Below are 23573 nucleotides of genomic sequence, written 5' to 3' on the forward strand. Positions count from 1 at the left end.
GTAGAATTTAGCGGTTATTCATTCCATCGGCGCAGGCTCGATTCGTATTATGTCTGGTCTGCGCATTCAGCATATCCGCCTTATCTGCTGCGTCAGTGCGCCTCATCCCAGTTATCGCCAACGCCGGAATCGACCACCAGCGGCACGCGTAATTCGGCCGCGGCCGACATGCGCGTGGTCACTTCGCTCAGCAGCGTGTCGACGAAATCGGTCTCCGCTTCGAATACCAGTTCGTCGTGCACCTGCAGGATCATCATCGCGCGCTCGGCGTGGTCGGCGATCCAGCCGTCCACGCTGACCATGGCGCGCTTGATGATGTCGGCTGCGGTGCCCTGCATCGGTGCGTTGATGGCGGCGCGCTCGGCGCCGGCACGCTGGCCCTGGCTGCCGGCGTTGATGAAGTCCAGATACAGCCGGCGGCCGAACACCGTCTCCACGTAGCCCTTGTCGCGTGCCTGCTGACGGGTGGTTTCCATGAAGTCGCGTACGCCCGGGTAACGGCTGAAGTACAGCGCGATGTAGTCCTGCGCCTCGCCGCGGCCGATGCCGAGCTGCCGGGCAAGACCAAACGCGCTCATGCCGTACATCAGGCCGAAGTTGATCGCCTTGGCGGCGCGGCGCTCGTCGGCGCTGACGGTGTCGATGGTGCGGCCGAACACCTCGGCGGCGGTGGCGCGGTGCACGTCGGCGCCGGACTCGAACGCACCGACCAGGCCGGGGTCGCCGGACAGGTGCGCCATGATGCGCAGCTCGATCTGCGAGTAATCGCAGGCGATCAGCTTGCGCCCGGCCGGGGCGACGAAGGCGCGGCGGATGCGGCGGCCGTCTTCGGTGCGGATCGGGATGTTCTGCAGGTTCGGATCGGACGAGGAAAGCCGCCCGGTGGCCGCGCCGGCCTGGTGGTAGCTGGTGTGCACGCGCCCGGACTGCGGGTGGATCATTTCCGGCAGCTTGTCGGTGTAAGTGCTGCGCAGCTTGGTCAGGCCGCGGTATTCCAGGATCACCCGCGGCAGCTCGTGCTGGTCGGCGATGGCTTCCAGCGCCTCTTCGTTGGTCGAAGGCTGGCCCTTGGGCGTCTTGACCACGGCGGGCAGCTTGAGCTCGTCGAACAGCAGCGCCTGCAGCTGCTTGGGCGAATCCAGGTTGAAGCTGCGCCCGGCCAGCTCGGTGGCCTTCTGCTGGGCGGCGAGCATGCGCTTGGACAGGTCCGCGCTCTGGCGGCGCAGTTCGGCCGCGTCCACGCACACGCCGTTGGCTTCGATGCGTGCCAGTACTTCCACCAGCGGCATCTCGATGTCGCGGTAGACCTGCTCCAGGCCCGGCTCGGCCGCCAGCCTGGGGCCGAGCACCTGGTGCAGGCGCAGGGTGATGTCGGCATCTTCGGCGGCGTAGCGGGTGGCGTCGTCCAGGCTGATCTGGGCAAACGGGATCTGATTGGCGCCCTTGCCGCAGACGTCCTCGTACTTGACCGTGTCATAGCCCAGGTAGCGCTTGGCCAGGCTGTCCATATCATGGCGGGCGCTGCCGGAATTGAGCACGAAGCTCTCCAGCAAGGTGTCGTCGCTGTAGCCGGCCAGGGCGATGCCGTGGCGGCGCATCACGTGCAGGTCGTACTTGCCGTGCTGGCCGAGCTTGCGCACCGCAGGGTCGGTGAGCAGCGGCGCCAGCTGCGCCAGCGCCTGGGCACGGTCGAGCTGGGCCGGGGCGCCGGGGAAGTTGTGGCCGAACGGCAGATATGCCGCCTGGCCGGGCTCAGCGGCCACGCTCAGGCCGATCAGGTCGGCCTGCAGCGGGTCCAGGCTGTCGGTTTCGGTATCGAAGGCGAACTGGCCGGCGGCGCGCAGGCGCGCGATCCAGCCGTCGAGCTGTTCCTGGGTCAGGATGGTCTCGTACTGGCCGGGCGCCGACAACGCGGGGTCCAGGTCCACCGGGGCGCTGGCCGGGCCGGACACGAAGCCGGTGCCGCGCGCGCGGCCGGGTTCGGTGCGGGCGCTGGCTGCGGCGGCTCCCAACGGCATCGGTTCGGTCGACAGGCCGGCCTGGGCGGCTGCACCGCCGAGTTCGCGCAGCGCCTGGGTGAAGCCGTAGCGTGCGTACAGCACCGCCAGCGTTTCGGCGTTGGGCTCGCGCAGGTCCAGCGCGCGCGGGCCGCTGGCCAGGGTCACGTCGGTCTTGATGGTGACCAGTTCGCGGTTGAGCGGCAGCCGTGGCAACGCGGCGCGCAGGTTGTCGCCGATCTTGCCCTTGATCTTGTCGGCGTTGGCGATCACCCCATCGAGCGAGTCGTATTCGGCCAGCCATTTGGCGGCGGTCTTGGGGCCGCACTTCTCCACGCCGGGCACGTTGTCCACGGTGTCGCCCATCAGCGCCAGCAGGTCGACGATCTGGTCGGGGCGCACGCCGAACTTGGCGATCACCGCCTCGTCCGAATCCATGCGGCTGCCGCTCATGGTGTTGACCAGTTCGATGCCCGGGCGGACCAGCTGGGCAAAGTCCTTGTCGCCGGTGGAGATGGTCACGCTCAGGCCGTCGGCGGCGGCCTGCAGGGCCAGCGTGCCGATCACATCGTCGGCTTCCACGCCGTCGATGCGCAGGATGTCGATGCCCAGCGCATGCACGATGTCGCACATCGGCTGCACCTGCGCGCGCAGGTCGTCGGGCATCGACGGACGATTGGCCTTGTAGTCGGCATACAGATCGTCACGGAAGGTCTTGCCCGGCGCATCCACCACGAACGCGACATAGGCCGGGCGTTCCTTCAGGGTGGCGCGCAGCATGTTGACCACGCCGAACAAGGCACCGGTGGGCTCGCCCTGGGCATTGGTCAGCGGCGGAAGCGCGTGGAACGCGCGGTACAGGTAACTGGACCCGTCGATCAGGACTAATCTGCTCATGCGCCAATTCTACGCTGCACGCTCACGCCACATCGTGCCGGCGCATACTTGCCGACGACCTAGAACGGATGACGACGATGAAGAGAGCGAGTCTTTTGCTGCTGCCGTTACTGCTGCTCGGCGGCTGCGCCACCACCTCCGGCGGTACTGCCGGCGACGGTATCCCCGCCGGTGCCGATGTCACCAGCAAGACCATGGGCAACGGCGACAAGGTCGACGAGTACCGGGTCAACGGCCAGCTGGAAATGGTGCGGGTGACGCCTGCCCGCGGTGCGCCCTACTTCCTGTACGACCGCGATCACGACGGGCATACCGATGCGGAGAAGGACAAGGTCAATAAGGTGTATTGGAAGCTGTATAGCTGGTGATTCGGGATTCGGGATTCGGGATTCGTAAAGCGTAAGCCTCGCGGGAGCTCGGGCGCTGGTTCGGTTACGTCTGCCTTGTGTGGCTGATGCCGGGCGCGATGGCCCGCCGGTTTCGGTACGCCGCCGCATGGCGACAGGGATTGCCTGTGCTGTCGCCCTGCGGCAGCAGACGGCCGGCGGCGCTTGGCCGGCCCGATACTCCATCTCAGCGTTGCGCCACCGACGTCGTGGTTTCTGCGCTGGAGGTTGCGGCAAGCGCCTTGGCCGGGGCGACCAGTGCCAAGGTCTGGCGTGCGGCGCGCAAGGGTTGCTCGGCATCGCCGTAGATGCCGGTCAGAATCTGCAATGCCTGCTGCGCGTGGTCGCGCGCGGCGGCCAGCTGGCCGAGCCTGCGCTCGGCTTCGGACAGGCCGCGCAGGATCTCGGCGGTCTGTGGATGCGCACGGCCCAGTATCCGCATGGACGACGCCAGCGACGCGCGCTGTTCGGCCAGCGAGGCATCCAGCTGACCACTGTCCAAGAGCCACAACGCATGGTTGCTGCGATAGCCGATGGTGGCCGGCGCATCGTCGCCGAACAGGGTGCGCGCGCGCTCCAGGACGGCGCGGTAATGCGGGCCGGCGTCGGCCAGCTTGCCCTGCTGCCGCAATGCGTGGGCCAGGTTGCTTTCCACCATCAAGGTGTCGGCGGCGTTGTCGCCGTACAGCTTGCGGGTGAGGCGCAGCAACGAGGCCAGTTCGGTTTCGGCAGCGGCAAAGTCGCGTTGCATCAACAGGAACACCGCCAGGCTGTTGCGCATCGACAGCACCAGCGGGTGCTCCGGCCCGCGCATGGCGATACGCTCGCGCAGCAGGCTGCGCTGCAGGGCGATTGCCGGCAGCAGCTGGCCGACGTCGGCCAGCAGGCCGGCATAGACATTGCCGGCATCGATGCGTTGATCGGCGGTGCTGGCGTCGTTGGCCAGCGCTGCGACATAGGCATGCCGGCCCTCTGCCATGGCATCGGCCATGCGGCCCTGGTCGCGCAACGCCCATGCCAGCCGCGCGCGCATCTCGTTGCCCAGCGCCTGCTGTTCTGCATCGCCGCCTGCCGCCAGCGCGATGCTCTGGCGCAGCACATGCTCGGACTCGCTGGCCTTGCCGGCGCCGGTCAGCGCCTGGCCAAGCATCGAGGCCGCTTTCAGGGCCGGCACGCTGGCCGCGCCCATGTGCTGCCGCGCCAAGGTCTGGGCGATGCGCAGATGCAGCACCGCCTGCGGATAGTCGCCCAGCGCGATCAGCGTGCGGCCCAGGGTCAGCTCCACGTGCGTGCGTGCATCGGGCTGCTCGGCCAACTCACGCGCGGCACGCTGCGAGGCCTGCTGCAGCACGCGCAGCATCAGCGTCTTGTCCAGATCCTGCGCAATGCCCGGGTCCACGCTGGACAGCACCGAACCCATGAAGTCGCCGGTGACCTGTGCGCGCTGCGCATCGCGCGCAGCGTGTTGCAGCGACCACAGTGTTGCACCCAGGCCGGCAACCAGCGCGATCGAAACAAGTGCAGCAGCCAGCACGCCGCTGCGATGGCGCTGGGTGAACTTGCGTAGCCGCAACCAGCCGCCGGCCTGCAACGCACCTGGCGGATAACCATCCAGCCAACGGTGCAGATCCTCCAGCAAGGCCGACACCGACGCGTAGCGCGCGCCCGGTTCCGGCGCCAGCGCGCGCAGCACGATCGCATCCAGGCCATCGCGCAGCTGATCCTGCAGCTTGCCGTGGCTGGTCGCACGCGCCGCGCAGATTCGCGCGCGCGCATCGGCCGGCACCGCAGCCACCCGCTGCGATGGCGGCTGCGGCACGCCGTCGCGGTCTGCCACCGGGGCCAGCCCGCAACTCAGTTCGTAGAACATCGCGCCCAGCGCATAGATGTCGCTGCGTGCGTCCACCTCCGGCGCGCCGCGCGCCTGTTCCGGGCTCATGTAGCCGGGCGTGCCACGGCCATGCGCGGAGGTCATGCCGGGGTTGGACGCATCGACGGCGATGCCGAAATCGATCACGCCCGGCATCGGTCGCCCGTCGACCGCGCTGACCAGCACGTTGCTCGGTTTGAGATCGCGATGGATCACGCCTTTCTGGTGCGCGTGCTGCACCGCCTCGCCCACCCGCAGCATCAGCAGCACGCGCGCCTGCAGCGACAGCAGGTGCGCATCGCACCACCAGGTGATCGGCTCGCCGCGCAGATACTCCATCACCAAATACGGACGGCCGTGCGCATCGGTGCCCACGTCGTGGATCTGCGCGATCGCCGGGTGCACCATCTGCGCCAGCAGCCGGCATTCGAATTCGAACAAGGCCCTGCCCTGCGCATCCAGGGCCTCGGCGGCCACCAGCTTGATCGCCACCTCGCGCTCGTAGGCACCGTCGGCGCGATGGCCCAGATAGACCTGGCCCATGCCGCCGGCGCCGATCAGGCGGTCGATCGCCCAGGCACCGAAGCGCGTGCCGGCCGGCAGTTCCGGCAGCGGCGCGCGCAGTGCCGCGGCGGCCTGTTGCAACGGCGCACGCACGCGAAGCGTGGCCTGCGATTCCACCGCCAGCATCGCCAGCAACTCATCGCGCAGGACCGCATCGTCGCCGGCCTGCGCACGCGCGAATGCCTCGCGCGCCTCTACCGGCAGCTGACAGGCCTGATGGAACAAGGCCTCCAAGCGCTGCCAGGAGGTGGCGGCGCCGCTCACAGCTGCGCCGCCAGCCATACGCGCGCGAAGCGCAGATCGCGCTCCAGCGTCGGCACCGACACCTCCAGTTGCTCGGCCGCCTCGGCCACGCTGAAACCCACCAGCTCGGTCAGCGCGAAGGCCTTGGCCTTGCGCTCGTCCACGCGCGCCAGCTTGTCGAAGGCATCGGCGACCACCATCAAGGCCTCCGGCCGTGGCGTACCGTCGGACAGGCTGATCGTCAAGGTCACTGCCTGCCCCAGCCGCTTGGCGCTGGCATGGTGGCGCGCCAGATCCACCAGCAAATGGCGCATCTGCAGCGCCGCCACCGCATAGAAATGTGCGCGCGAGCGAAACGCCTGCTGGCCCTGCTCCAGCCGCATCCACGCCTCGTGCACCACCTCGGTCGCCTGCAGGCCGGCACGCACATCGCGCCGCAGCTCGCGCAACGCGGTGGCGCGCAGCACCTCGTAGACCTGCCGCGCCAATGCGTCGCCCGCGCCGGGCTCGTCGCGCTGCCAGGCCTGCAACAACTCGGTGATCGGCAGCTCGGACATCCGGTCCATCTCGCCTGCGTGGGAGCGCAGTATCCCGCATTGGCGACCGGGCAGGCACTTCAAAACCAAACGGTTTAGCTCGCCTGCCTGGTCCCCCGACCACGCGCGTCGGGCCGCCCGGGTCGGACAGCCACCACGGTGCGGGCTACCAGGTCGGCCCCTGACGGAAGAAGGCCACGCAGCCCGCCACCGTCAAGAAGCCATCCGCCCATGCGTGAGCGTGGCATTGCCGGTCTTGCCGGATGCCGGGCCGTAGATCCTGCCTTTCCACAGAGCCACGGCATTCACCAGTTCGCTGCGGATCAGCGTGCCTTCCATCGGATTGTTGCGCTTGCCCGGATACGGATTGACGATATCGCTCCTTGCGCTACAGGGTTTTGCTCCTCACGACCCGGTATTGCGCTCTTCCGGCAGCGTCCCCTGCGCTCCATGCCTTCCAGTCCTTCCCCGCTGATGGGAGAAGGTACTGGACCGTCACGGATCCAACAGTCCGCTTGATGTGCGGCATGTGAGCTCTGTAAATCCCCGCTCAAAAAAGACTAGCTCAAGTTCAATGTCGAACCTTCTGCACCGGCACGGAACTGCTGCGCGCCGCCGCCCACGGCGGTGTAGACGATGGCAAAACTCTTCTTGACGTTGGGATCTGGGTCCCCGCCGAACGTCGCGTTACTCACCGGGATCGCTGTGCCGCCGTTGTTGAGCAGCCACTGGCAGATCGAGGTGACGTCGTAACCGTTGTTGCCGGTCCCGTACATCGCACGCACGACGGTAAAACTGGGGTTGCTAGGCACCGGAACGGGCGTACTGGCAGTAGGCGGATTAGGCACCAGATCGATCTGGCCATTTTCCGCACAACCGAGCGCAATGGGATTCCCATTGTTCAACGCCGGATTCTTGTAAAGAATCGCAAAGTTTTTGACTGTGCCCGGATCGGGGTCGGTCCCGAAGAAGGTATTGCTTGCGGTGATATCGTCATTGCCTGTATCGACGCTACTCTGGCATAGCTGGGTGACATCGACTCCTGCATTGCCGGTACCGTATACAGCGGAAAGGATCGTGATCGCCATGATAAGTGCCCTTTTTTCGGGGCTGGGAAGGCTGCCCCGACTCGCCTCTCGCCATGGGCTGCCGGTCACCCGGCACCCTGGCACACCATTGACGCAGCCTGCAGCGACCCTGGATGCGCAACTCCGCATTCTTCATCGGGTTTCCAGGACATCGTGACGCGGGTGGTGGCAACAGACGTGGGACTGACGCACAACGCACCCGGTTGCGGTCTAGCGGCTCCTGCAGTGGCAAACAACCCTGAATTGCTGGACGCCGCAGTCGTGAATGTCGCCAGAGCATGCACACCATTTGAGGCGGCGCCTGCACTCATGCCGCTTCCAACCTCTGCCACGTTCGCTCGACATCAGGGAGCAGATGGACACGCCCACCGAGACAACATTTCAGGTCCTTGCCGGGATCGAGATGGCATTGACGCCGGCCGCAATCGCGGCGTTGCGGCCGGCGCCTGGCCGACGTCCGGCAATCAGCTGCCTTTGATAAAGGCAATCGCCGGATCACTCGAGTTGTAGCGGACGTAGTGATCGCCGTTGCGATAGGTGTTGACCTGATAGCTATCGCCTGTCTTGTCGTAGAAATAGTAGTCGTAGTGCTCGGTGTTGCTGAAATACAGGATGTAGGCCCAGGTTCCGCCGTAGGCTCCGAGACTGTAGCGAGGAATCGCAGCAATCGATTTGACCTCTGCGGTGGTATCGGTCCAGTTGTTTCCGGTCAGCGGCCAAGCGACCGCAATGCCGAAATCTTTCTTCGCTTCTTCACCTGCAGCATCGGCTGGCACCGGCTCCTGGTTGCTGCCGCGAAACCCGACCTGATAGGGAATGCCCTTGTCACTGACGGCGTCGGTCCATTCGATGCCGGATTCATCCTGCAGATGTGGCGATGCAATGCTCATTCTTTTTCTCCTGGTGGCAAACCAACACAATGTGTTCCGGCTGGAACACAGCTACGACCTGGAAACGACGACGCTGGCGCTGCCAACGCGTCCGGATTCCGGGTCAACGCCGGGCCGGCACGCCACGCACGGCGAGCTGCCTGGTGGCTGCGGGCAAAACGATTGAATGCCGCGAGCGGGCTGCCGACGCGGCTGCACGCACGGAAGCTCCACGCTGCGCGTGCGCACAGATCCGCTAGCCGCCCTATGTCCAGCGGCTGGCGACCCAGTCACGCGTCTGTTTCCAGGCATCTGTCTGCAGGTAAGCCTGGGTCTGGCTGGCCAGATCGGCGACATGCTTCCAGTCATCCAGTGCGTAGGGATGTTGCAGCTCGACATTGGCGCGCCTGAAGTTGCCGGCCAGCACCTGCTCGGCCTGGATGCTTGCAAGCTCGGCCGTCGCGTCCATGGTCAGATTCAGCAACGGCATGGCCGGGACCGGGCCGCTGGCCCAGGGATGCAGCCAGGACGTTGCGCCCCAGCCCAGCGGATTACCGATCGCGGCGGCCGGAATTCCTTGCGGGCTGCTGCCGGTTCCAAGCGACAGCAGCTGGATATCGCCGATGTTGGTCACCTGGCCGCTGGCGATGGCCTCGGCCACTGCGGTCATGGCCGGATTGTTGGCGAACACGCCGCCGTCGGCGAAGAAACCGTAATCCTCGTTCGTGCCGGCGATCCGATAAGGCGGAAAGTAGGTTGGCGCGGCAGACGTCGCCAATGCGGCATCGACCATGCTGATCTGCCTGTACGCATTGTTGGCGCCGTTGGAGAACGTGGCAGGCATCCAGTTTGCACTGCTCGCATCCCACAGGCGTGCGGCGTTGACGACGACGAGGCGCTGCACTTGTGCAAGTTGCGTTGTACCCAAGAGACCGCTTGCGATCTGGATCAAGCCATCATTCTTGTACTGACTGCTGAAGAAGCCCGGCCCGCTTCCCAGTGCCGCATCCACCCCTTGCCGTTGCACCTGCGCCTGTTGATCGAGCAACCACCCATTGGGTTCGAAAATGCTGGCGCCCTTGGTCATGTACATCTCGATGATCGTGCCGATCGGGACGTCTTTCACCAATGCCAGCGCAAGCAGGCCGCCAGTGGAAGTGCCGGCAAAGCAATTGGCGTGGCTGAGGATACTGCTGTGTTGATCCAGGTCCTGGATGAGGATCGCGGTGATCAGGCCGCGAATTCCGCCGCCATCGCAACTGATGATATTGAACGACATTGAAGTCTCCTGCAGAGCGGGCACTGGCTTGAAACGTGTGCGGCAAAGGCGCCAAGAACAAGCTGTCCGACTGCCGGTCCAGCGCGCGATACCGATGGCTGTCGGGATCAATCGCAGGTGTGCGGAAGTGATTGCGACGGCTGTTGCGTCTACCGTTGCACCACCTTAGAAGCGGCTCCGCCCACCACCCGACAAATCGTCTCGCGACATCGAGCATGTGATCTGCGACCGCTTTTGCCGCGGGTCGTCGGGCCGTGGTGCCCTCGGTATTCGCTTGGCGACCGGCATCGCGCTGCAAGACCTGTCCGTTCGACGCGGCAAATCAGTGCGACCCCACGCAACCCCGTGCCGGCCGTTGCCAGCCCAGATCTCGATGCGATGCCATTGGCTCCGCATCAGCCACCACACCGACGCGTAGGCCGGGCCAGGCGCTTCCAGTGTCGCGGTGCAGCGAGGAAAGGACCGGACGATCGATCTGGACTGCGGTCGATCGCACCAATGCGTGACGCAGCACCGGGTTCACGACAGGCAATGATGGGTTGGCGCCGCTTTTCTCGGTTGACCAGATGACAGGCCCCGGGGAGTGGGCCGCAGGCAGCACCCGCATGCGCAACACCAACTATTACGGCGCCATCGTCCCGCAGGCATCGGTGCAGGCGCATGCGCCGCTGATGAGCGGTCTGCTGGCCTACATCGAGCAGCACATCGGCGAGGCCGAGCTCGGTACCGAGTCCCTGCAGCAGGCGTTCGGGCTGTCGCGTGCGTCGTTGTACCGGCTGTTCCAGTCGCGCGGGGGCGTGGCCAGCTATATCCGCGAGCAGCGCCTGTACGCCGCGTACCGTTACCTGCAAGCCTACCCGGAGTGCAGCCTGACCTGGCTGCTATATGAGATGGGCTTTGCGTCGGAGCGGCAGTTCCAACGCTGTTTCCAGCAGCGTTTCGGCATGCCGCCGATGCACTGGCGCCGCCAGTGCCGCGCCGCGCCGCCGACGCATGCGCCACGCCGCGGACACTACATTCCGGTGGGGCGCTTCCTGCGCGAGCTCAACCAGCACGTACGCCGGGACGACGCGCCGGTGCGTGCCGGCCTGCCACCGGTGCGCCCCGCTCCCTTGCATACCGACGCGTTACGGCATCTTGCACGGCCGGCACCAATGGAAAACTGACCTCCAATCCGCAATCCGCAATCCGCGTAGGAGCGCGCCTGAGCGCGACGGGGCGTTATCGGTAAAGCCTCATCGCGCTCAGGCGCGCTCCTACGAGAGATTGTGCGACTTGGAACGTAGGACGCTTTGCATCTGCTCTGGCGCAGCAAAACATCCGGCGATCAGCGGATCACCAGCACCGGGATCGAACTGTGCGTGAGCACCTCCACCGTCTGGCTACCAAGCAGCATGCGGCGCATGCCACGGCGGCCGTGCGAGGTCATGATGATCAGATCGCTGTTGCACTCCTTGGCGGTCTGCACGATGCCTTCGGCGGCGAAGCGGTCCAGCACGTGGCGCGACGTGGCCTTGATATTGGCCGCAGCCGCCAGCTCCAGCGCCGGGCGCAGGATCTTCTCTGCGGCAGCTTCGCGTTCCTTGCGGTACTCCGGACTTGCCTCGTAGCCCACGCTCCAGCCCATCGCGTCGTACATGCCCATTGCCCACGGCTCGGACACGGTGACGATATCGACCTTGCCGCCAGTCGCCTTGGCCAGTTCAAGACCCTGGAACAAACCACGATGCGACAGCTCGGATGCATCGATGGCGATCAGGATACGTTTGTACATGGTGATCTCCGAAGTGACTGGCAGCATCGCCGGTGATGGCAGCCTGACAGGGTCCAGCTACGCAGACATTGATGTGGATCAATCCAGCTGCGGCGGTCGCACTGTTGCTCAAGCAGGGTTGTAGAGCTCGCCCGATGCATTTTCTGCGCATCCTGCCGTCTGTTGCTCTGCGTTCGATTCGATCGCAGGGTGTCACGGATGATGCTGTGAATGCATCGGGCAGCGCACAACGGCACGCTCGTAGTGACGGTTACATGTCCAATTTACGACCGCAATGCGTAGATGCAACGCGCTCGTCTGCTGTCGGATGCGTTGCACGTGTACGCATGACATGAAAACTTTCGCTGGCTGCTGATATTGCCCAGCTCGGCAGCCTCTAGCAGGACTGGCTGAAATTTACGAATGCTCCAGTGTGATCATCATAGAAAATGTATAGCTGCGCAGTGTCGTGACGGAGGCTGCCAATATCGATCTGCCCTACAAACACCAACGGCCGTCCTTCAACGATAGGCCAATCAGGGCCTTGCAGCCACTTCGGCGCCGATTTCAAGAAACGAAAATCCTGCGCGATCTTGTCTTTTAAAATTCTCACCAGTTCCTTTCCATTGCTATCGCCCTGACCTTCGATAGCAAGGGAGAAGTACCAGGATGGAAGATCAAGCCATTTGGGCTGAGCTTTCAGTGTCAACTCGAGTAACTCGCCATATTTTTCACTACAGACATGCGCAACCTTGTGTTTCTTCAAGAAGCTGCAAAGTAGTTTTTGAACATTGTAGACAGAGCCGATCCGGCTGTAGTCCTGACTGATCAGATGCGTGTAGAGATCAGCTTCCTGGATGTAGGCAGGAAGTTGAACTTCATTCTTTAGAAGACGTTCGAAGGATGCATCTGACTGAATCTTGCGTTCAAATTCCTCTGCAGAAATCGAGGCTTCCACAAAAGCTTTTATCGTCGCTTCCACCATCATTGCTTCGCTCCGTCCTGTGGAAATTCGCGCATCGCCACTGCCAGCCACGACGTACCCTCCTCCGGCGCTGCGCGCCACCTTCTCCCGATGGGAGAAGGGAAAACCTCGTTGTCCAATCAGCAGCGGCCACCACAGTGCGTCTCCCCGTAGTAGAAGAAACGCCTACATCACCGTCAAATTCGCGTACGCCATCACCAGCCACTTGGCGCCGACGTCGTCGAATTGCACCTGCACGCGCGCGTGCGCGCCGGCGCCTTCGTAGTCCACCACCACGCCGCTGCCGAACTTGGGGTGTTCGACATTGGCGCCGAGCTTGATCGGCGCAGCTTCGACCACGCCATGCACCGGTCCGCCACGTGCCGCGCCCAGCGAGGCGGTGCGCGAGACCTGCACTTTCGGGCGCACTTCGTGCAGCAGCTCGCGCGGGATCTCGCGCAGGAAGCGCGAGGGCACGTTGTAGTTGTCCTGGCCGTGGATGCGCCGCGATTCGGCGTAGCACAGCACCAGCTTCTGCCGCGCGCGGGTGATGCCCACGTAGGCCAGGCGGCGCTCTTCTTCCAGCCGGCCGCTTTCTTCCAGCGAACGCGCGCTCGGGAACAGGCCGTCTTCCAGGCCGACCAGGAACACGATGGGGAATTCCAGGCCCTTGGCCGAATGCAGCGTCATCAGCTGCACGCCTTCTTCGCCAGCCTGGGCCTGGCCTTCGCCGGCTTCCAGCGAGGCGTAGGCCAGGAAGGCTACCAGCTCGGTCATGCCCTGGCTGTCTTCATCGTCCGGGCGGGTGAAGCGCGAAGCCACCGACACCAGTTCGTCCAGGTTCTCGGTACGCGATTCCGAATCCAGCCCGCTGCGGCTTTCCTTGGCCCAATGCTCGCGCAGGCCCGAGCGCATCAACACATGGTCGATGCGTTCGGCCAGTTCCATGTCGCCGGTTTCGGCATGCAGCTGGCCGACCAGGCTCAGGAACGTGGCCAGCGCATTGCGGGCGCGGGCGGCCAGGGTGTTTTCCTGTGTGGACAGCATTGCTGCTTCCCACAGCGACAAGGCGTTGGCGCGTGCCAGGCGGCGCACTTCATCCAGCGTGCGATCGCCGATGCCGCGCGTGGGCGTGTTGACCGCGCGCTCGAACGCGGCATCGTCGCTGCGGTTGGTGAGCAGGCGCAGGTACGCCAACGCATCCTTGATTTCGGCACGCTCGAAGAAGCGCATGCCGCCATACACACGGTACGGCAGCTGCTCGGAAATCAGCGCTTCTTCCAGCGCGCGCGACTGCGCGTTGCTGCGATACAGCACCGCCACTTCCCCATAACTGCCGCCGTCGCGCACCCACTGCCGCGCGCGCTCGACCACATAGCGCGCCTCGTCGACCTCGTTGTAGGCCGCATACAGGTCGATCGGATCGCCGTCGCCGGAATCGGTCCACAGCTGCTTGCCGATCCGGTCCGGGTTATGCGCGATCACCGCATTGGCCGCGCCCAGGATATTGGCGCTGGAGCGGTAGTTCTGCTCCAGCCGCACGGTCTGCGCGCCGGGGAAATCCTTCAGGAAGCGCTGGACGTTCTCGACCTTGGCGCCGCGCCAGCCGTAGATGGCCTGGTCGTCGTCGCCGACCACGAACACATGGCCGGTCTCGCCAGCCAGCACGCGCACGAAGGCGTACTGGATGGCGTTGGTGTCCTGGAATTCGTCGACCAGGATCTCGCGGAAGCGCGCACGGTAATGCGCCAGCAAGGCCGGGGTGTCGCGCAGCAGTTCGTGCGCGCGCAGCAGCAACTCGGCGAAATCGAGCAGGCCGGAGCGGTCGCAACGTTCCTGGTAGGCCGCGTACACCTGCCGGCGCACCTCGGTCCAATCATCGTTGGGTTCGGGCTGGATATGCTGCGGACGGCGGCCTTCGTCCTTCTGTTCGTTGATCCACCAGCTCATCTGCTTGGGCGGATACTTGCCCTCGTCCAGCTCCAGCGCCTGCACCACGCGCTTGACCAGCCGCAGCTGGTCGTCGCTGTCCATGACCTGGAAGCCTTCCGGCAGCCGCGCATCCTGCCAGTGCAGGCGCAACAACCGATGCGCCAGCCCATGGAAGGTGCCAATCCACATCCCGCGGCTGCCGTTGCGCAGCTGCAGGTCGGTGCGGTGGCGCATTTCGCCGGCGGCCTTGTTGGTGAAGGTCACCGCGAAGATGCCGTGGTTGGGCACGCCCTGGACTTCGTTGAGCCAGGCAATGCGATGGATCAGCACGCGCGTCTTGCCGGAGCCGGCGCCGGCCAGCACGAGGTAATGCCCCGGCGGCGCGGAAACGGCCTCGCGCTGGGCGGGGTTTAAATGATCGAGCAAATGAGAGACATCCACCGCCGTATTTTACCGGTTGTGGCGTCGCTGCGGCTGAGATTGGGATGAAGCGGTTGGGTAAGCCGCTCTTGCATCGGCAGAGGGGTTGGAGTGAGGGTACGGGGCGAAGCAGTCGGTGCATCACTTCCGAAGGCGCGTGGCGACGCGTTTGTCACTGCAGGCACTGATAGAGGTCTGAGGCGCCCTCATCCGGCGCTACGCGCCGCCCTCTCCCGGCGGCAGAAGGGAACAATGGCCCCTCACCGCCCCAGCAATGCCAACACATCCCGCGCAATCGCCGCTGCCTGCTCACGCAGCTCCGGCACTGCCAGGCTCTCCCACAACGACCCGATCCGCAGGCTGCCGATCACCCGCAACCGCGGATTGGCGCGCCCCTCGGCGTCGATCAGACGGCCATCGGCAGCGGTATCCACCCCGATCCCATGCGGCCCGGCTACCGCGATGCCCTGCCCCAGCAGTTGCTGCAGCAGCGGGTTGCGCATCGCCTGCACGCGCATTTCCACGCCGGTGGCGTTGACCAGCGTCTGCACATCCAGCTGCAAGGCATGCCCGGCACTGGCGCCGGCACTGAGCCGCACGCAGGCGCCGGCCTGGAACGCCACATCCAGCCGCGCGCGATGCAGCTGCAACTGTCCGCGCGCCCGCATCGCCTGCAGTTGCGCATGCACCGGCGCGGCGATGCGGTGACGATGCACATCCCAATAGCGCACCACGTGGCGCAGGAAGCGGCGTTGGTCGGCAGCCGACAGCGTTTGCCACAGGGCCTGACTCAGCGGGCGCACACGCTCCATCACGCTCTGCCAGGGCAGGCCTTGCGCCATCGCCACCCGCGCGTGCTGCCGCAAGCTACGCATCCGTGCACGCAGCGACAGCGCCAGCAACGGCTGCGGATCGAAGTCGGCCGCAACGCAGTGCGCCTGCGGCAACGGCAGCAGCCCATGCCGCGACACCACGTGCACCGCCCCGCGATGCGCCTGCGCGGCCAGCGTCACCACCGTGTCGGCCATGCTCAATCCCGAGCCGACGATGCACACCGCCGCGTCCTGCGGCAACGCGGCGACCGCCTCGGTATCCCAGGCTTCCACCCGCTGGGTTGCCGACAGGCCGGTGGCCCCGCGCAGCGGCAGCGGCCGCAACGCATTGCCTACCGCCAGCACCACGCTGCTGGCGTGCAGGGTCTGGCCATCGTCGAGCTGCAACCGCGCGCCGTCGGCATCGGCTTGCAGCGTCTGCACACGGGCGCTGTGCACGGTGAGCGTCGCCGGGCTCTGCGCGCGCGCGGCCTGCAGGCGTTCGCGCAAGTAGGGCGCGTAGTGCCGGCGTCCGACGAAATCCTGCGGCAGCTGCGTGTCCTCCAACTCCGGGCAGCAGGCGTGCGCACGCAGGTAATCGACGAAATCCTGCGGCGCCTCCACCAGTGCACTCATCCGCGCAGCGGGCACATTGAGCAGATGTTCGGGACGCGCGGTGGAGTACGCCACGCCCTCGCCCAGCACCGCGTGCGGCTCGATCAGCACGATCTGCACCGGTGCCACGGCCTGACGCAACAGCTGCAGCGCCACCAGCACCCCGGATGCGCCACCGCCAACGATGGCGATCACTGCATCGCCGGGATCACGCAATTCATTCATCCGGCAATTGTAGGCGATGCGTCGCGTCGCACCGATGACAGCGGCCATGCCCGCCGCGATGGCCGGGATAGCCCCGCGCGTACGTGCCGACGCGACGCACCCGTCCAACAAAGCGGTCGCCGGACGCGTCCATTCGAGAGCGGGCGCGTTTGCATGCGGCGCGATCTTGCCGCCCCAGACGCGCCCCCTCCCACTTCACCTGCCACCGCAGGCATCGCGCTGCGCCACAACGGACACTGCGCGCGCATAGCCCCCGCCCGCACTACATCAACGCATCGGCCAGGCGCGCAATGCCCTCGCGACTGCGGCGCCAGGCCGGGCGCGTGCGCCACTGCTCCAGCTCCAGCTGGCGTGCATTGGCCAGGTAATCCTGCTCGATCGCACGCAGCCGCTGCACCACGCCCTGGTCGTAGCAGAGCATGCCGATCTCGGCATTGAGCGCGAACGAGCGGATGTCCAGGTTGATCGAGCCGACCAGCGCGATGTCCTCGTCCATGCTCAGGTGCTTGGCATGCAGGAAGTGCGGGCGATACAGCGCGATCTTGACCCCGCAACGCAGCAGCTCCTCGAAATACGCCTCCTGCGCCCAGGCCGCCAGGATCTGGTTGTTGCTCTCCGACAGGATCAGCTGCACATCCACGCCAGACACCGCGGCAATGCGCAAGGCACTGAGCAAGGCTTCGTCGGGGACGAAATACGGTGTCACCAGCACCACCTTGCGCCGCGCCAGATGGATTACCGCGTTGATCGCATCGCGCGCATTCTCGAACGGATACGCCGGCCCGCTGGGCAGCAGCTGCGTGGCAATGTTGGCCTCGCACACCGGCGCGTCCGGCCATACGTCCAGGCGCTGCCCGGTTTCGGTGAACCAGTCGCTGGCGAACACCGCTTCCAGATGATTGACCACCGGCCCGCGCACGCGCGCCACCAGCTCGCGGTTGGGCACCCCATTGATGAACCCGGCCTCGGCCAGGTTCTGCGAACCGACAAAGCCCACCTGGTTGTCGATCACCGCAATCTTGCGGTGGTTGCGCAGATCCATGCGCCCGCTGCGGCGCCAGCGCAGGCCACCGGGCAACACCGCCAGCACCTCCACCCCGCCAGCCTGCAGCTGCTTGCGGTAATGGCGCAGACCGCGCTTGGCGCCCACCGCATCCAGCAGCACGCGGCAGCGCACGCCGCGCGCACCGGCACGCAGCAGCGCGGCGACCACCGCATCGCCCACCGCATCGTCGAACATCAGGTAATACAGCAGATGCACGCGCTTTTCCGCCATGTCGATCGCGGTGATCAAGGCCTGCAGCGACTGCGTGTAGTCGTCCAGCAAGTCCACCGCATTGCCCAGCGTGGGCATGAAATCGCCCTGGCGTTCGATCAGCGGTACCACCTCGGCGCTGCTGGTGTCCGCCTGCGGGGTCCAGCGCAAGGCATGCAGCGGCAGTTGCTGCTCGCGGATCACCTGCGAGGCAGTGGCCTGGCGTTCGACCCGCACCCGCGATAGCCACGGATGCCCGAACAGCAGATACAGCGGCAGGCCGACCACCGGCACGAAGCCGATCAGCAGCAACCAGCTGCGTGCCGCACCCGGCGTGGTGCGGGCCGGAATCCACAACAGCGCGGCCAGGCGAATCGCCCAGTCCAGTGCCAACAGCCAGGTCCCTTGCAACCAGTCAGGCAGCATCAGCGATCCGTTCTCAAGAAGGCTCCGATTCTGACCGCCCGGTGCGTGAACGCAACGGGGCGGGCGCGTCGATCGGCGCGCAATAGCGAAACGGCCCGCCCTGCGCATCGGCCGGCTGCACGCGCTCGGCACAGACCTGCCGCAGCGTCTGCACGAATGCCGACTGCGCGCGGGTGGGATGCCAGTCGCTGCGCAGCGTCATGCCGATCTGGCGGCGCAGCTGCGGCCCGGCGCGGCCGACCTCGCACAGCAAGCCGGCGCGGCGCTCGAACAGGAACTGGTCGCGCGACATCAGCGTGAGCCAGTCGCCTTCCAGCAACAGCCCGCGGATGGTCAGCTCCGCGCCGCATTCGATGCGCAGCGCCGGTGGCTCGATCCGCTGATCGCGAAACATCTGCTCCCAGCGTGCGCGCACCGGCGTGCCGGTGGTGGCGATCACCCAGGGGTACTCCAGCAACTGCGCGAACGCGTAGGCGCGCCCGGCCAGCGGATGCCCGCTGCGCGCCACGATCACCGGCTCGTCATCGAACAACGGCTCCTGCAGCACATCGCGCACCGGCAACGGCTCGCGCAGCGCACCGATCAGCAGGTCCAGCCCGCCCTCGCGCAGATGCGCCAGCAATTCGGCATACGGGCCTTCGACCACGTTGACGCTGGCACCGGGATGCGCGCGCGCAAACCGCGCCAGTACCTGCGGCAGCAGGATCGCCCGCGCCAGCGGCATCACTCCCAGCGCGATCCGGCCGGCGTGCTGCGAGCGCAACGCGCTCACTTCGTCCAGCCCAGCGCGCAATTCGGCCAGCGCCAGGCGCACCTGCCCCAGCAGCCGCGTGGCCACCGGCGTGGCCTGCATGGTCTTGCCGCGGCGCACCGTCAGCGGCACCTCGATCACATCGGCCAGCGACTGCACCGCGCGGTAGATGGCAGGTTGCGAGACCCCGGCGCGCGCCGCCGCCAGCGAATAACTCCCGGCCACATCCACCGCGACCAGCGCCTGCAGTTGCCCCAGCGAGACCCGTCGCTCCAGGCCGGGGTGGGCTGGCAGCCGCAACGCCCGCCGCGCCACCCGGATGCCGCGACCCAGTTGCTCCAACGCCCGTGCGATGCGCGGCACCAGCAACTGGGTGGCCTCGGTGGCGACCATGCCGCCCGGATGCCGCTCGAACAGGCGCACGCCGAGCTGCTGTTCCAGCCGCGCCACCGCCTGGGTCAATGCCGGTTGCGACAGATTCACCTGCGGTGCGGCCGCGCTGATGCTGCCCAGCCGGTGCACCACCACCAGGGCGTAAAGATGGCGAAGGTTCGGCTCGGGAGTCGGAGGCATGCTCTAACTATAAGCAAAACCAATATGCATACCTCAAATGAATCTTGAGCCAGCAGGCGCTCGCCGCACAGACTCGGTGCACGCCTAACGAGGATGGATGGATGAGCCAGGTCGTCACCCGGATCGCGCGCACCCCGTTGGCCGTCGTCGACGGGCTTGCGCAGGCCGGCGTGGCCACCGTGCACGAGGCGCAGGGGCGCAGCGGCCTGCTGCACCATCGCCTGCGCCCGATCTATGCCGGCTGCCGCATCGCCGGCACCGCCGTCACCGTGTCGATCCCGCCCGGCGACAACTGGATGATGCATGTGGCCATCGAGCAACTGCATCCCGGCGATGTGCTGGTGGTCGCCCCGACCAGCGCCTGCTGCGATGGCTATTTCGGCGACCTGCTCGCCACCTCGGCGCAGGCGCGCGGCTGCCGCGGGTTGATCATCGATGCCGGAGTACGCGATGTGCGCGACCTCACGGCGATGCAGTTCCCCGCCTGGAGCCGCGCCATCTGCGCGCAGGGCACCATCAAGGAGACGCTGGGCTCGGTCAATGTGCCGCTGGTCTGCGCCGACGCGCTGGTGCAGCCGGGCGATGTGGTGGTGGCCGACGACGATGGCGTGTGCGTGGTGCCGCGCGCCAGCGCCGCCGCGGTGCTGGCCGAAGCGCAGGCACGCGAAGCGCGCGAACTGCGCAAACGCGAGCGCCTGGCACGCGGCGAACTGGGCCTGGACATCTACGCCATGCGCGAACGCCTGGCGGCCAAGGGCCTGCGCTATGTCTGAGCAGGTCCGCGCGATGTGGATGCGCGGCGGTACCTCCAAGGGCGGCTTTTTCCTGGCCGACGAGTTGCCGGGCGAGCGCGCCGCACGCGACGCCTTCCTGCTGCGCGCCTACGGCTCGCCGGATGTCCGCCAGATCGACGGCATGGGCGGCGCCGACCCGCTGACCTCCAAGGTCGCGGTGGTATCGCGCTCGGCACGCGCCGATGCCGACGTGGACTATCTGTTCCTGCAGGTGTCGGTGGACCAGGCACAGGTCAGCGACGCGCAGAACTGCGGCAACATGCTGGCCGGCGTTGCCCCCTTCGCGTTGGAGCGGGGTTTGTTGCCGGCACGCGATGGCGAAACCGAGGTGCGCATCTTCATGCGCAACACCGGCACGCTGGCCACCGCCAGCGTGCAGACGCCCGGTGGCCAGGTACGCTACGACGGCGACGCCCGCATCGACGGCGTGCCCGGCACCGCTGCGCCGATTGCGCTGGCATTTGCCGACATCGCCGGCTCCTCGTGTGGCGCCTTGCTGCCGACCGGCAACAGGGTCGACACCCTGGAGGGCGTGGAGGTCACGCTGATCGACAACGGCATGCCCTGTGTGGTGCTGCGCGCCAGCGATCTCGGCATCAGCGGTTACGAAGACCGCAACACCCTCGATGCAGATGCGGCACTGAAAACCCGCCTGGAATCGCTTCGTTTGCGGGCCGGCCCGTTGATGCAGCTAGGCGATGTTGCCGACGCCACCGTGCCCAAGATGATGCTGGTCGCCGCACCGCGCCATGGCGGCGCGATCAACGTGCGCTCGTTCATTCCGTACCGCTGCCATGCCTCGATCGGTGTGCTCGGCGCCGTCACCGTAGCCACTGCCTGCCTGCTGCCCGGCTCGCCCGCGTATGCCCTGGCGCAGCTGCCTGGCGGCACCACCCAGCAGCTGGAGGTCGAGCATCCCAGTGGCGCGAGCAGTTGCGTCATTACGCTGGATGCGCACGGTAAGGTGGTGCGCGCTGCCGTGCTACGTACCGCACGCAAATTGTTCGATGGTGAGCTGTTTGCTTGAGCACGGCCGCCAGCATGCGATGCGGCAGTCGGCATCGCGCTGGCCTGAACCCGGGTCGTCGACGCGTGGTTTGCTGCATCCTGCAGTCTATGCATCTGCTACTACCAACCGCGCGCCGCGCGTTCTCCACCCACTCAAGCAACGCAACTGGTTTTTCGGGCCACTGGCCGGATATCAGCACGGCATTCCGGTTCGCTCGGGCGCGATGCGTTGCTTCGCCGACAACTGCACACCGATGGCAATGCATACGCGCAGCTGCATGGCTGCCAAATCCATGCATCTGAATCCAGATGTCCGCCCACATGCGCACTGCACATCTTTCGGTCGGATGCGCAGCGCGCTCTGCGCACCTTAATGAGCATTCCCATGATCATCGATTGCCACGGCCACTACACCACCGCGCCCGCGGCGCACGATGCCTTCCGCAAGGCGCAGATCGCGCAGTACGACGACCCGAGCCTGCCCGCGCCGGTGTATCCGTCCATCTCCGACGACGCATTGCGCGAAAGCATCGAACAGCATCAGCTGCGCCTGTTGCGCGAGCGCGGTGCCGACATGACGATCTTTTCGCCACGCGCCAGCACCATGGCGCACCACATCGGCGACGAAGCGGTCAGCCAGGTGTGGACGCGTCACTGCAACGACCTGATCGCGCGCGTGGTGCAGCTGTATCCGCAGACCTTCATCGGCGTGTGTCAGTTGCCGCAGTCGCCGGGCGTGCCGATCGCCCAGTCGATCGCCGAGCTGGAGCGTTGCGTCACCGAACTCGGGTTTGTCGGCTGCAATCTCAATCCCGACCCGTCCGGCGGTCACTGGAACGGCGTGCCATTGACCGATCGCGCCTGGTATCCGTTCTTCGAAAAGATGGTCGAGCTCGACGTGCCGGCGATGGTGCATGTGTCGGGCAGCTGCAACGCCAACTTCCACGCCACCGGCGCGCATTATCTCAATGCCGATACCACCGCGTTCATGCAGTTTCTGGAAGGCGATCTGTTCGCTGATTTCCCCGACTTGCGCTTCATCATCCCGCACGGCGGCGGTGCGGTGCCGTATCACTGGGGACGCTTTCGCGGCCTGGCCGATATGCTCGGCAAGCCACCGCTGTCCACGCATGTGATGCGCAATGTGTTCTTCGACACCTGCGTGTATCACCAGCCCGGCATTGATCTGCTGTTCGAGGTCATCGACATCGACAACATCCTGTTCGGCTCGGAGATGGTCGGTGCGGTGCGCGGCATAGACCCGCAGACCGGCCAGTATTTCGACGACACCAAGCGCTACATCGATGCCTTGGCGATTTCCGACGCCGACAAGCGCAAGGTATTCGAAGGCAATGCGCGACGGGTGTATCCACGCCTGGATGCGAAATTGCGTGCGCGCGGGCTGTAACTCTTTCTTACCTGCCTGAGAAGGTGCCCCGCCGGGGCGGGTGAGTGGCGCCTCGGAGAGCGGTCACCGTCTGCGATGTCAAACGCGTCGCCACGCGCCTTCAGAAGTGAAACGCCGGCTGCTTCGCCTCGAACTGCCAGCGACTGACGGAGCATGCAATCGGAAAAACGACGTTTCGCTTGCGAGTGGCTTCGCCCCGTGCCCTCACCCCAACCCCTCTCCCGAAGGGAAAGGGGGAGTGCACGCCGACCATTGTTGCGATCACCCCCCGCAACACTCCCCAAACGCAAAACACCCGCCTTGCGGCGGGTGTTTGGCTGGATGCAGATCGGGTAATCGGTGGATTACTTGATCTTGCCTTCCTTGTACATCACGTGCTTACGCACGACCGGGTCGTATTTCATCATTTCCATCTTCCCCGGAGTGTTCTTCTTGTTCTTGTCCGTGGTGTAGAAGTGGCCGGTAGCGGCCGAGGAAATCATACGAATCTTGTCACGCTTGCCTTTTGCCATGACTGCTTACTCCTCAGACCTTTTCGCCGCGCGCACGCAGCTCTTTCAGAACGGCATCAATCCCGTTCTTGTCGATGGTGCGCAATGCATGCGCGGAGACACGGAGCTTCACCCAACGGTTCTCGCTGGCGACCCAGAAGCGGCGCTCGTGCAGGTTGGGCAGGAAGCGACGACGGGTTCTGTTGTTTGCGTGGGAGACGTTGTTACCCGTCTGCACACGCTTGCCGGACACTTGGCATACGCGGGACATTACGCACCTCGATAAATGAATTGCCACCCATAGCCTGGGGAGCGGCGGCCCCGACAGCGTCAAGCTGCCACGCAACGTTGGGAATCAAGAACTTACGCTGGGAACAAGCCGGCAACCCCATCGCGTTGGGTGCCGCCATCCGGAGC

21 protein-coding genes are annotated in these 23573 nt (G+C 65.7%); 6 read left to right on the forward strand and 15 right to left on the reverse strand.

Features of this window, described 5'->3' with window-relative positions; translation table 11 throughout:
* Positions 1 to 92 precede the first annotated feature (92 nt).
* Positions 93 to 2894, reverse strand: a complete 2802-nt coding sequence (polA, locus tag ACCQ04_RS19375; protein ID WP_372358598.1) for a DNA polymerase I — start codon at positions 2892 to 2894, stop codon at positions 93 to 95.
* A gap of 77 nt (positions 2895 to 2971) precedes the next feature.
* Between polA and ACCQ04_RS19380 the strand changes: the two genes are divergently transcribed.
* Positions 2972 to 3262, forward strand: a complete 291-nt coding sequence (locus ACCQ04_RS19380; RefSeq protein ID WP_026064381.1) for a DUF2782 domain-containing protein — start codon at positions 2972 to 2974, stop codon at positions 3260 to 3262.
* A gap of 205 nt (positions 3263 to 3467) precedes the next feature.
* Here the strand turns inward: ACCQ04_RS19380 and ACCQ04_RS19385 are convergent, their stop codons facing one another.
* The 5 genes from ACCQ04_RS19385 to ACCQ04_RS19405 all read right to left on the reverse strand — a co-directional run bounded on the left by ACCQ04_RS19385 (position 3468) and on the right by ACCQ04_RS19405 (position 8471).
* Positions 3468 to 5996, reverse strand: coding sequence for a serine/threonine-protein kinase (locus tag ACCQ04_RS19385; protein WP_226427904.1), 2529 nt, complete (start codon positions 5994 to 5996; stop codon positions 3468 to 3470).
* Positions 5975 to 6514 (reverse strand): ECF-type sigma factor EcfK, encoded by a 540-nt coding sequence (ecfK, locus tag ACCQ04_RS19390; protein WP_046346102.1) that lies wholly within the window; start codon positions 6512 to 6514, stop codon positions 5975 to 5977. The genes ACCQ04_RS19385 and ecfK overlap by 22 nt, the downstream gene beginning before the upstream one ends.
* 192 nt (positions 6515 to 6706) lie before the next feature.
* Positions 6707 to 6832 carry a hypothetical protein gene (locus tag ACCQ04_RS19395; protein ID WP_255618804.1) on the reverse strand — a complete coding sequence of 42 codons (126 nt, stop codon included), beginning with the start codon at positions 6830 to 6832 and terminating at the stop codon, positions 6707 to 6709.
* Between the two features lie 221 nt (positions 6833 to 7053).
* Positions 7054 to 7581, reverse strand: a complete 528-nt coding sequence (locus tag ACCQ04_RS19400; RefSeq protein ID WP_104628246.1) for a hypothetical protein — start codon at positions 7579 to 7581, stop codon at positions 7054 to 7056.
* Positions 7582 to 8045: 464 nt separating this feature from the next.
* Positions 8046 to 8471, reverse strand: a complete 426-nt coding sequence (locus ACCQ04_RS19405; RefSeq protein ID WP_046345062.1) for a hypothetical protein — start codon at positions 8469 to 8471, stop codon at positions 8046 to 8048.
* On the opposite strand from ACCQ04_RS19405, the gene ACCQ04_RS19410 reads away from it, so the two are divergent.
* Positions 8464 to 8637: a hypothetical protein gene (locus ACCQ04_RS19410; protein ID WP_155758421.1), complete on the forward strand. Its 174-nt coding sequence runs from the start codon at positions 8464 to 8466 to the stop codon at positions 8635 to 8637. The two genes, ACCQ04_RS19405 and ACCQ04_RS19410, sit on opposite strands and share 8 nt — an antisense overlap.
* Before the next feature lie 78 nt (positions 8638 to 8715).
* On the opposite strand, the gene ACCQ04_RS19415 is transcribed toward ACCQ04_RS19410, so the two are convergent.
* Positions 8716 to 9729 carry a patatin-like phospholipase family protein gene (locus tag ACCQ04_RS19415; RefSeq protein ID WP_506191511.1) on the reverse strand — a complete coding sequence of 338 codons (1014 nt, stop codon included), beginning with the start codon at positions 9727 to 9729 and terminating at the stop codon, positions 8716 to 8718.
* A 539-nt stretch (positions 9730 to 10268) separates the two neighbouring features.
* On the opposite strand from ACCQ04_RS19415, the gene tagK reads away from it, so the two are divergent.
* Positions 10269 to 10895, forward strand: coding sequence for a transcriptional regulator TagK (gene tagK / locus ACCQ04_RS19420; protein WP_226427902.1), 627 nt, complete (start codon positions 10269 to 10271; stop codon positions 10893 to 10895).
* A 161-nt stretch (positions 10896 to 11056) separates the two neighbouring features.
* Here the strand turns inward: tagK and ACCQ04_RS19425 are convergent, their stop codons facing one another.
* The 6 genes from ACCQ04_RS19425 to ACCQ04_RS19450 all read right to left on the reverse strand — a co-directional run bounded on the left by ACCQ04_RS19425 (position 11057) and on the right by ACCQ04_RS19450 (position 19455).
* A complete protein-coding gene (locus ACCQ04_RS19425) occupies positions 11057 to 11503 on the reverse strand; it encodes a universal stress protein (RefSeq protein ID WP_024937550.1) in 447 nt (148 codons plus the stop codon).
* Between the two features lie 376 nt (positions 11504 to 11879).
* Complete coding sequence (locus ACCQ04_RS19430; RefSeq protein ID WP_226427901.1) at positions 11880 to 12518, reverse strand: hypothetical protein; 639 nt, start codon at positions 12516 to 12518, stop codon at positions 11880 to 11882.
* 114 nt (positions 12519 to 12632) lie between these two features.
* On the reverse strand, positions 12633 to 14819 hold the full coding sequence (gene uvrD / locus ACCQ04_RS19435; protein WP_104560355.1) for a DNA helicase II: 2187 nt from the start codon (positions 14817 to 14819) through the stop codon (positions 12633 to 12635).
* 239 nt (positions 14820 to 15058) lie between these two features.
* Positions 15059 to 16450, reverse strand: coding sequence for an FAD/NAD(P)-binding protein (locus ACCQ04_RS19440; RefSeq protein WP_226427900.1), 1392 nt, complete (start codon positions 16448 to 16450; stop codon positions 15059 to 15061).
* A 262-nt stretch (positions 16451 to 16712) separates the two neighbouring features.
* Positions 16713 to 18131: a cardiolipin synthase gene (gene cls, locus ACCQ04_RS19445; RefSeq protein ID WP_102582153.1), complete on the reverse strand. Its 1419-nt coding sequence runs from the start codon at positions 18129 to 18131 to the stop codon at positions 16713 to 16715.
* 13 nt (positions 18132 to 18144) lie between these two features.
* Positions 18145 to 19455, reverse strand: coding sequence for a LysR family transcriptional regulator (locus ACCQ04_RS19450; RefSeq protein WP_226427899.1), 1311 nt, complete (start codon positions 19453 to 19455; stop codon positions 18145 to 18147).
* Positions 19456 to 19556: 101 nt separating this feature from the next.
* Between ACCQ04_RS19450 and ACCQ04_RS19455 the strand changes: the two genes are divergently transcribed.
* The 3 genes from ACCQ04_RS19455 to ACCQ04_RS19465 all read left to right on the forward strand — a co-directional run bounded on the left by ACCQ04_RS19455 (position 19557) and on the right by ACCQ04_RS19465 (position 22665).
* Entirely contained in the window at positions 19557 to 20228 is a 672-nt protein-coding gene (locus tag ACCQ04_RS19455; protein WP_024937556.1) for a 4-carboxy-4-hydroxy-2-oxoadipate aldolase/oxaloacetate decarboxylase, read from the forward strand.
* A complete protein-coding gene (locus tag ACCQ04_RS19460) occupies positions 20221 to 21276 on the forward strand; it encodes a 4-oxalomesaconate tautomerase (protein WP_226427898.1) in 1056 nt (351 codons plus the stop codon). Before ACCQ04_RS19455 ends, ACCQ04_RS19460 begins: the two co-directional genes overlap by 8 nt.
* A 366-nt stretch (positions 21277 to 21642) precedes the next feature.
* Entirely contained in the window at positions 21643 to 22665 is a 1023-nt protein-coding gene (locus ACCQ04_RS19465; protein WP_226427897.1) for an amidohydrolase family protein, read from the forward strand.
* A gap of 344 nt (positions 22666 to 23009) precedes the next feature.
* Here ACCQ04_RS19465 and rpmG read toward each other — a convergent pair whose 3' ends face one another.
* Positions 23010 to 23177, reverse strand: a complete 168-nt coding sequence (gene rpmG, locus ACCQ04_RS19470; RefSeq protein ID WP_002809462.1) for a 50S ribosomal protein L33 — start codon at positions 23175 to 23177, stop codon at positions 23010 to 23012.
* Between the two features lie 13 nt (positions 23178 to 23190).
* The gene (gene rpmB, locus ACCQ04_RS19475) at positions 23191 to 23427 is read right to left on the reverse strand and encodes a 50S ribosomal protein L28 (protein WP_002809459.1); all 237 of its coding nucleotides are present in this window, start codon (positions 23425 to 23427) and stop codon (positions 23191 to 23193) included.
* Positions 23428 to 23573 lie beyond the last annotated feature (146 nt).

The organism is Xanthomonas sp. NCPPB 2866 (assembly GCF_041475745.2).
Taxonomy (GTDB): domain Bacteria; phylum Pseudomonadota; class Gammaproteobacteria; order Xanthomonadales; family Xanthomonadaceae; genus Xanthomonas; species Xanthomonas arboricola.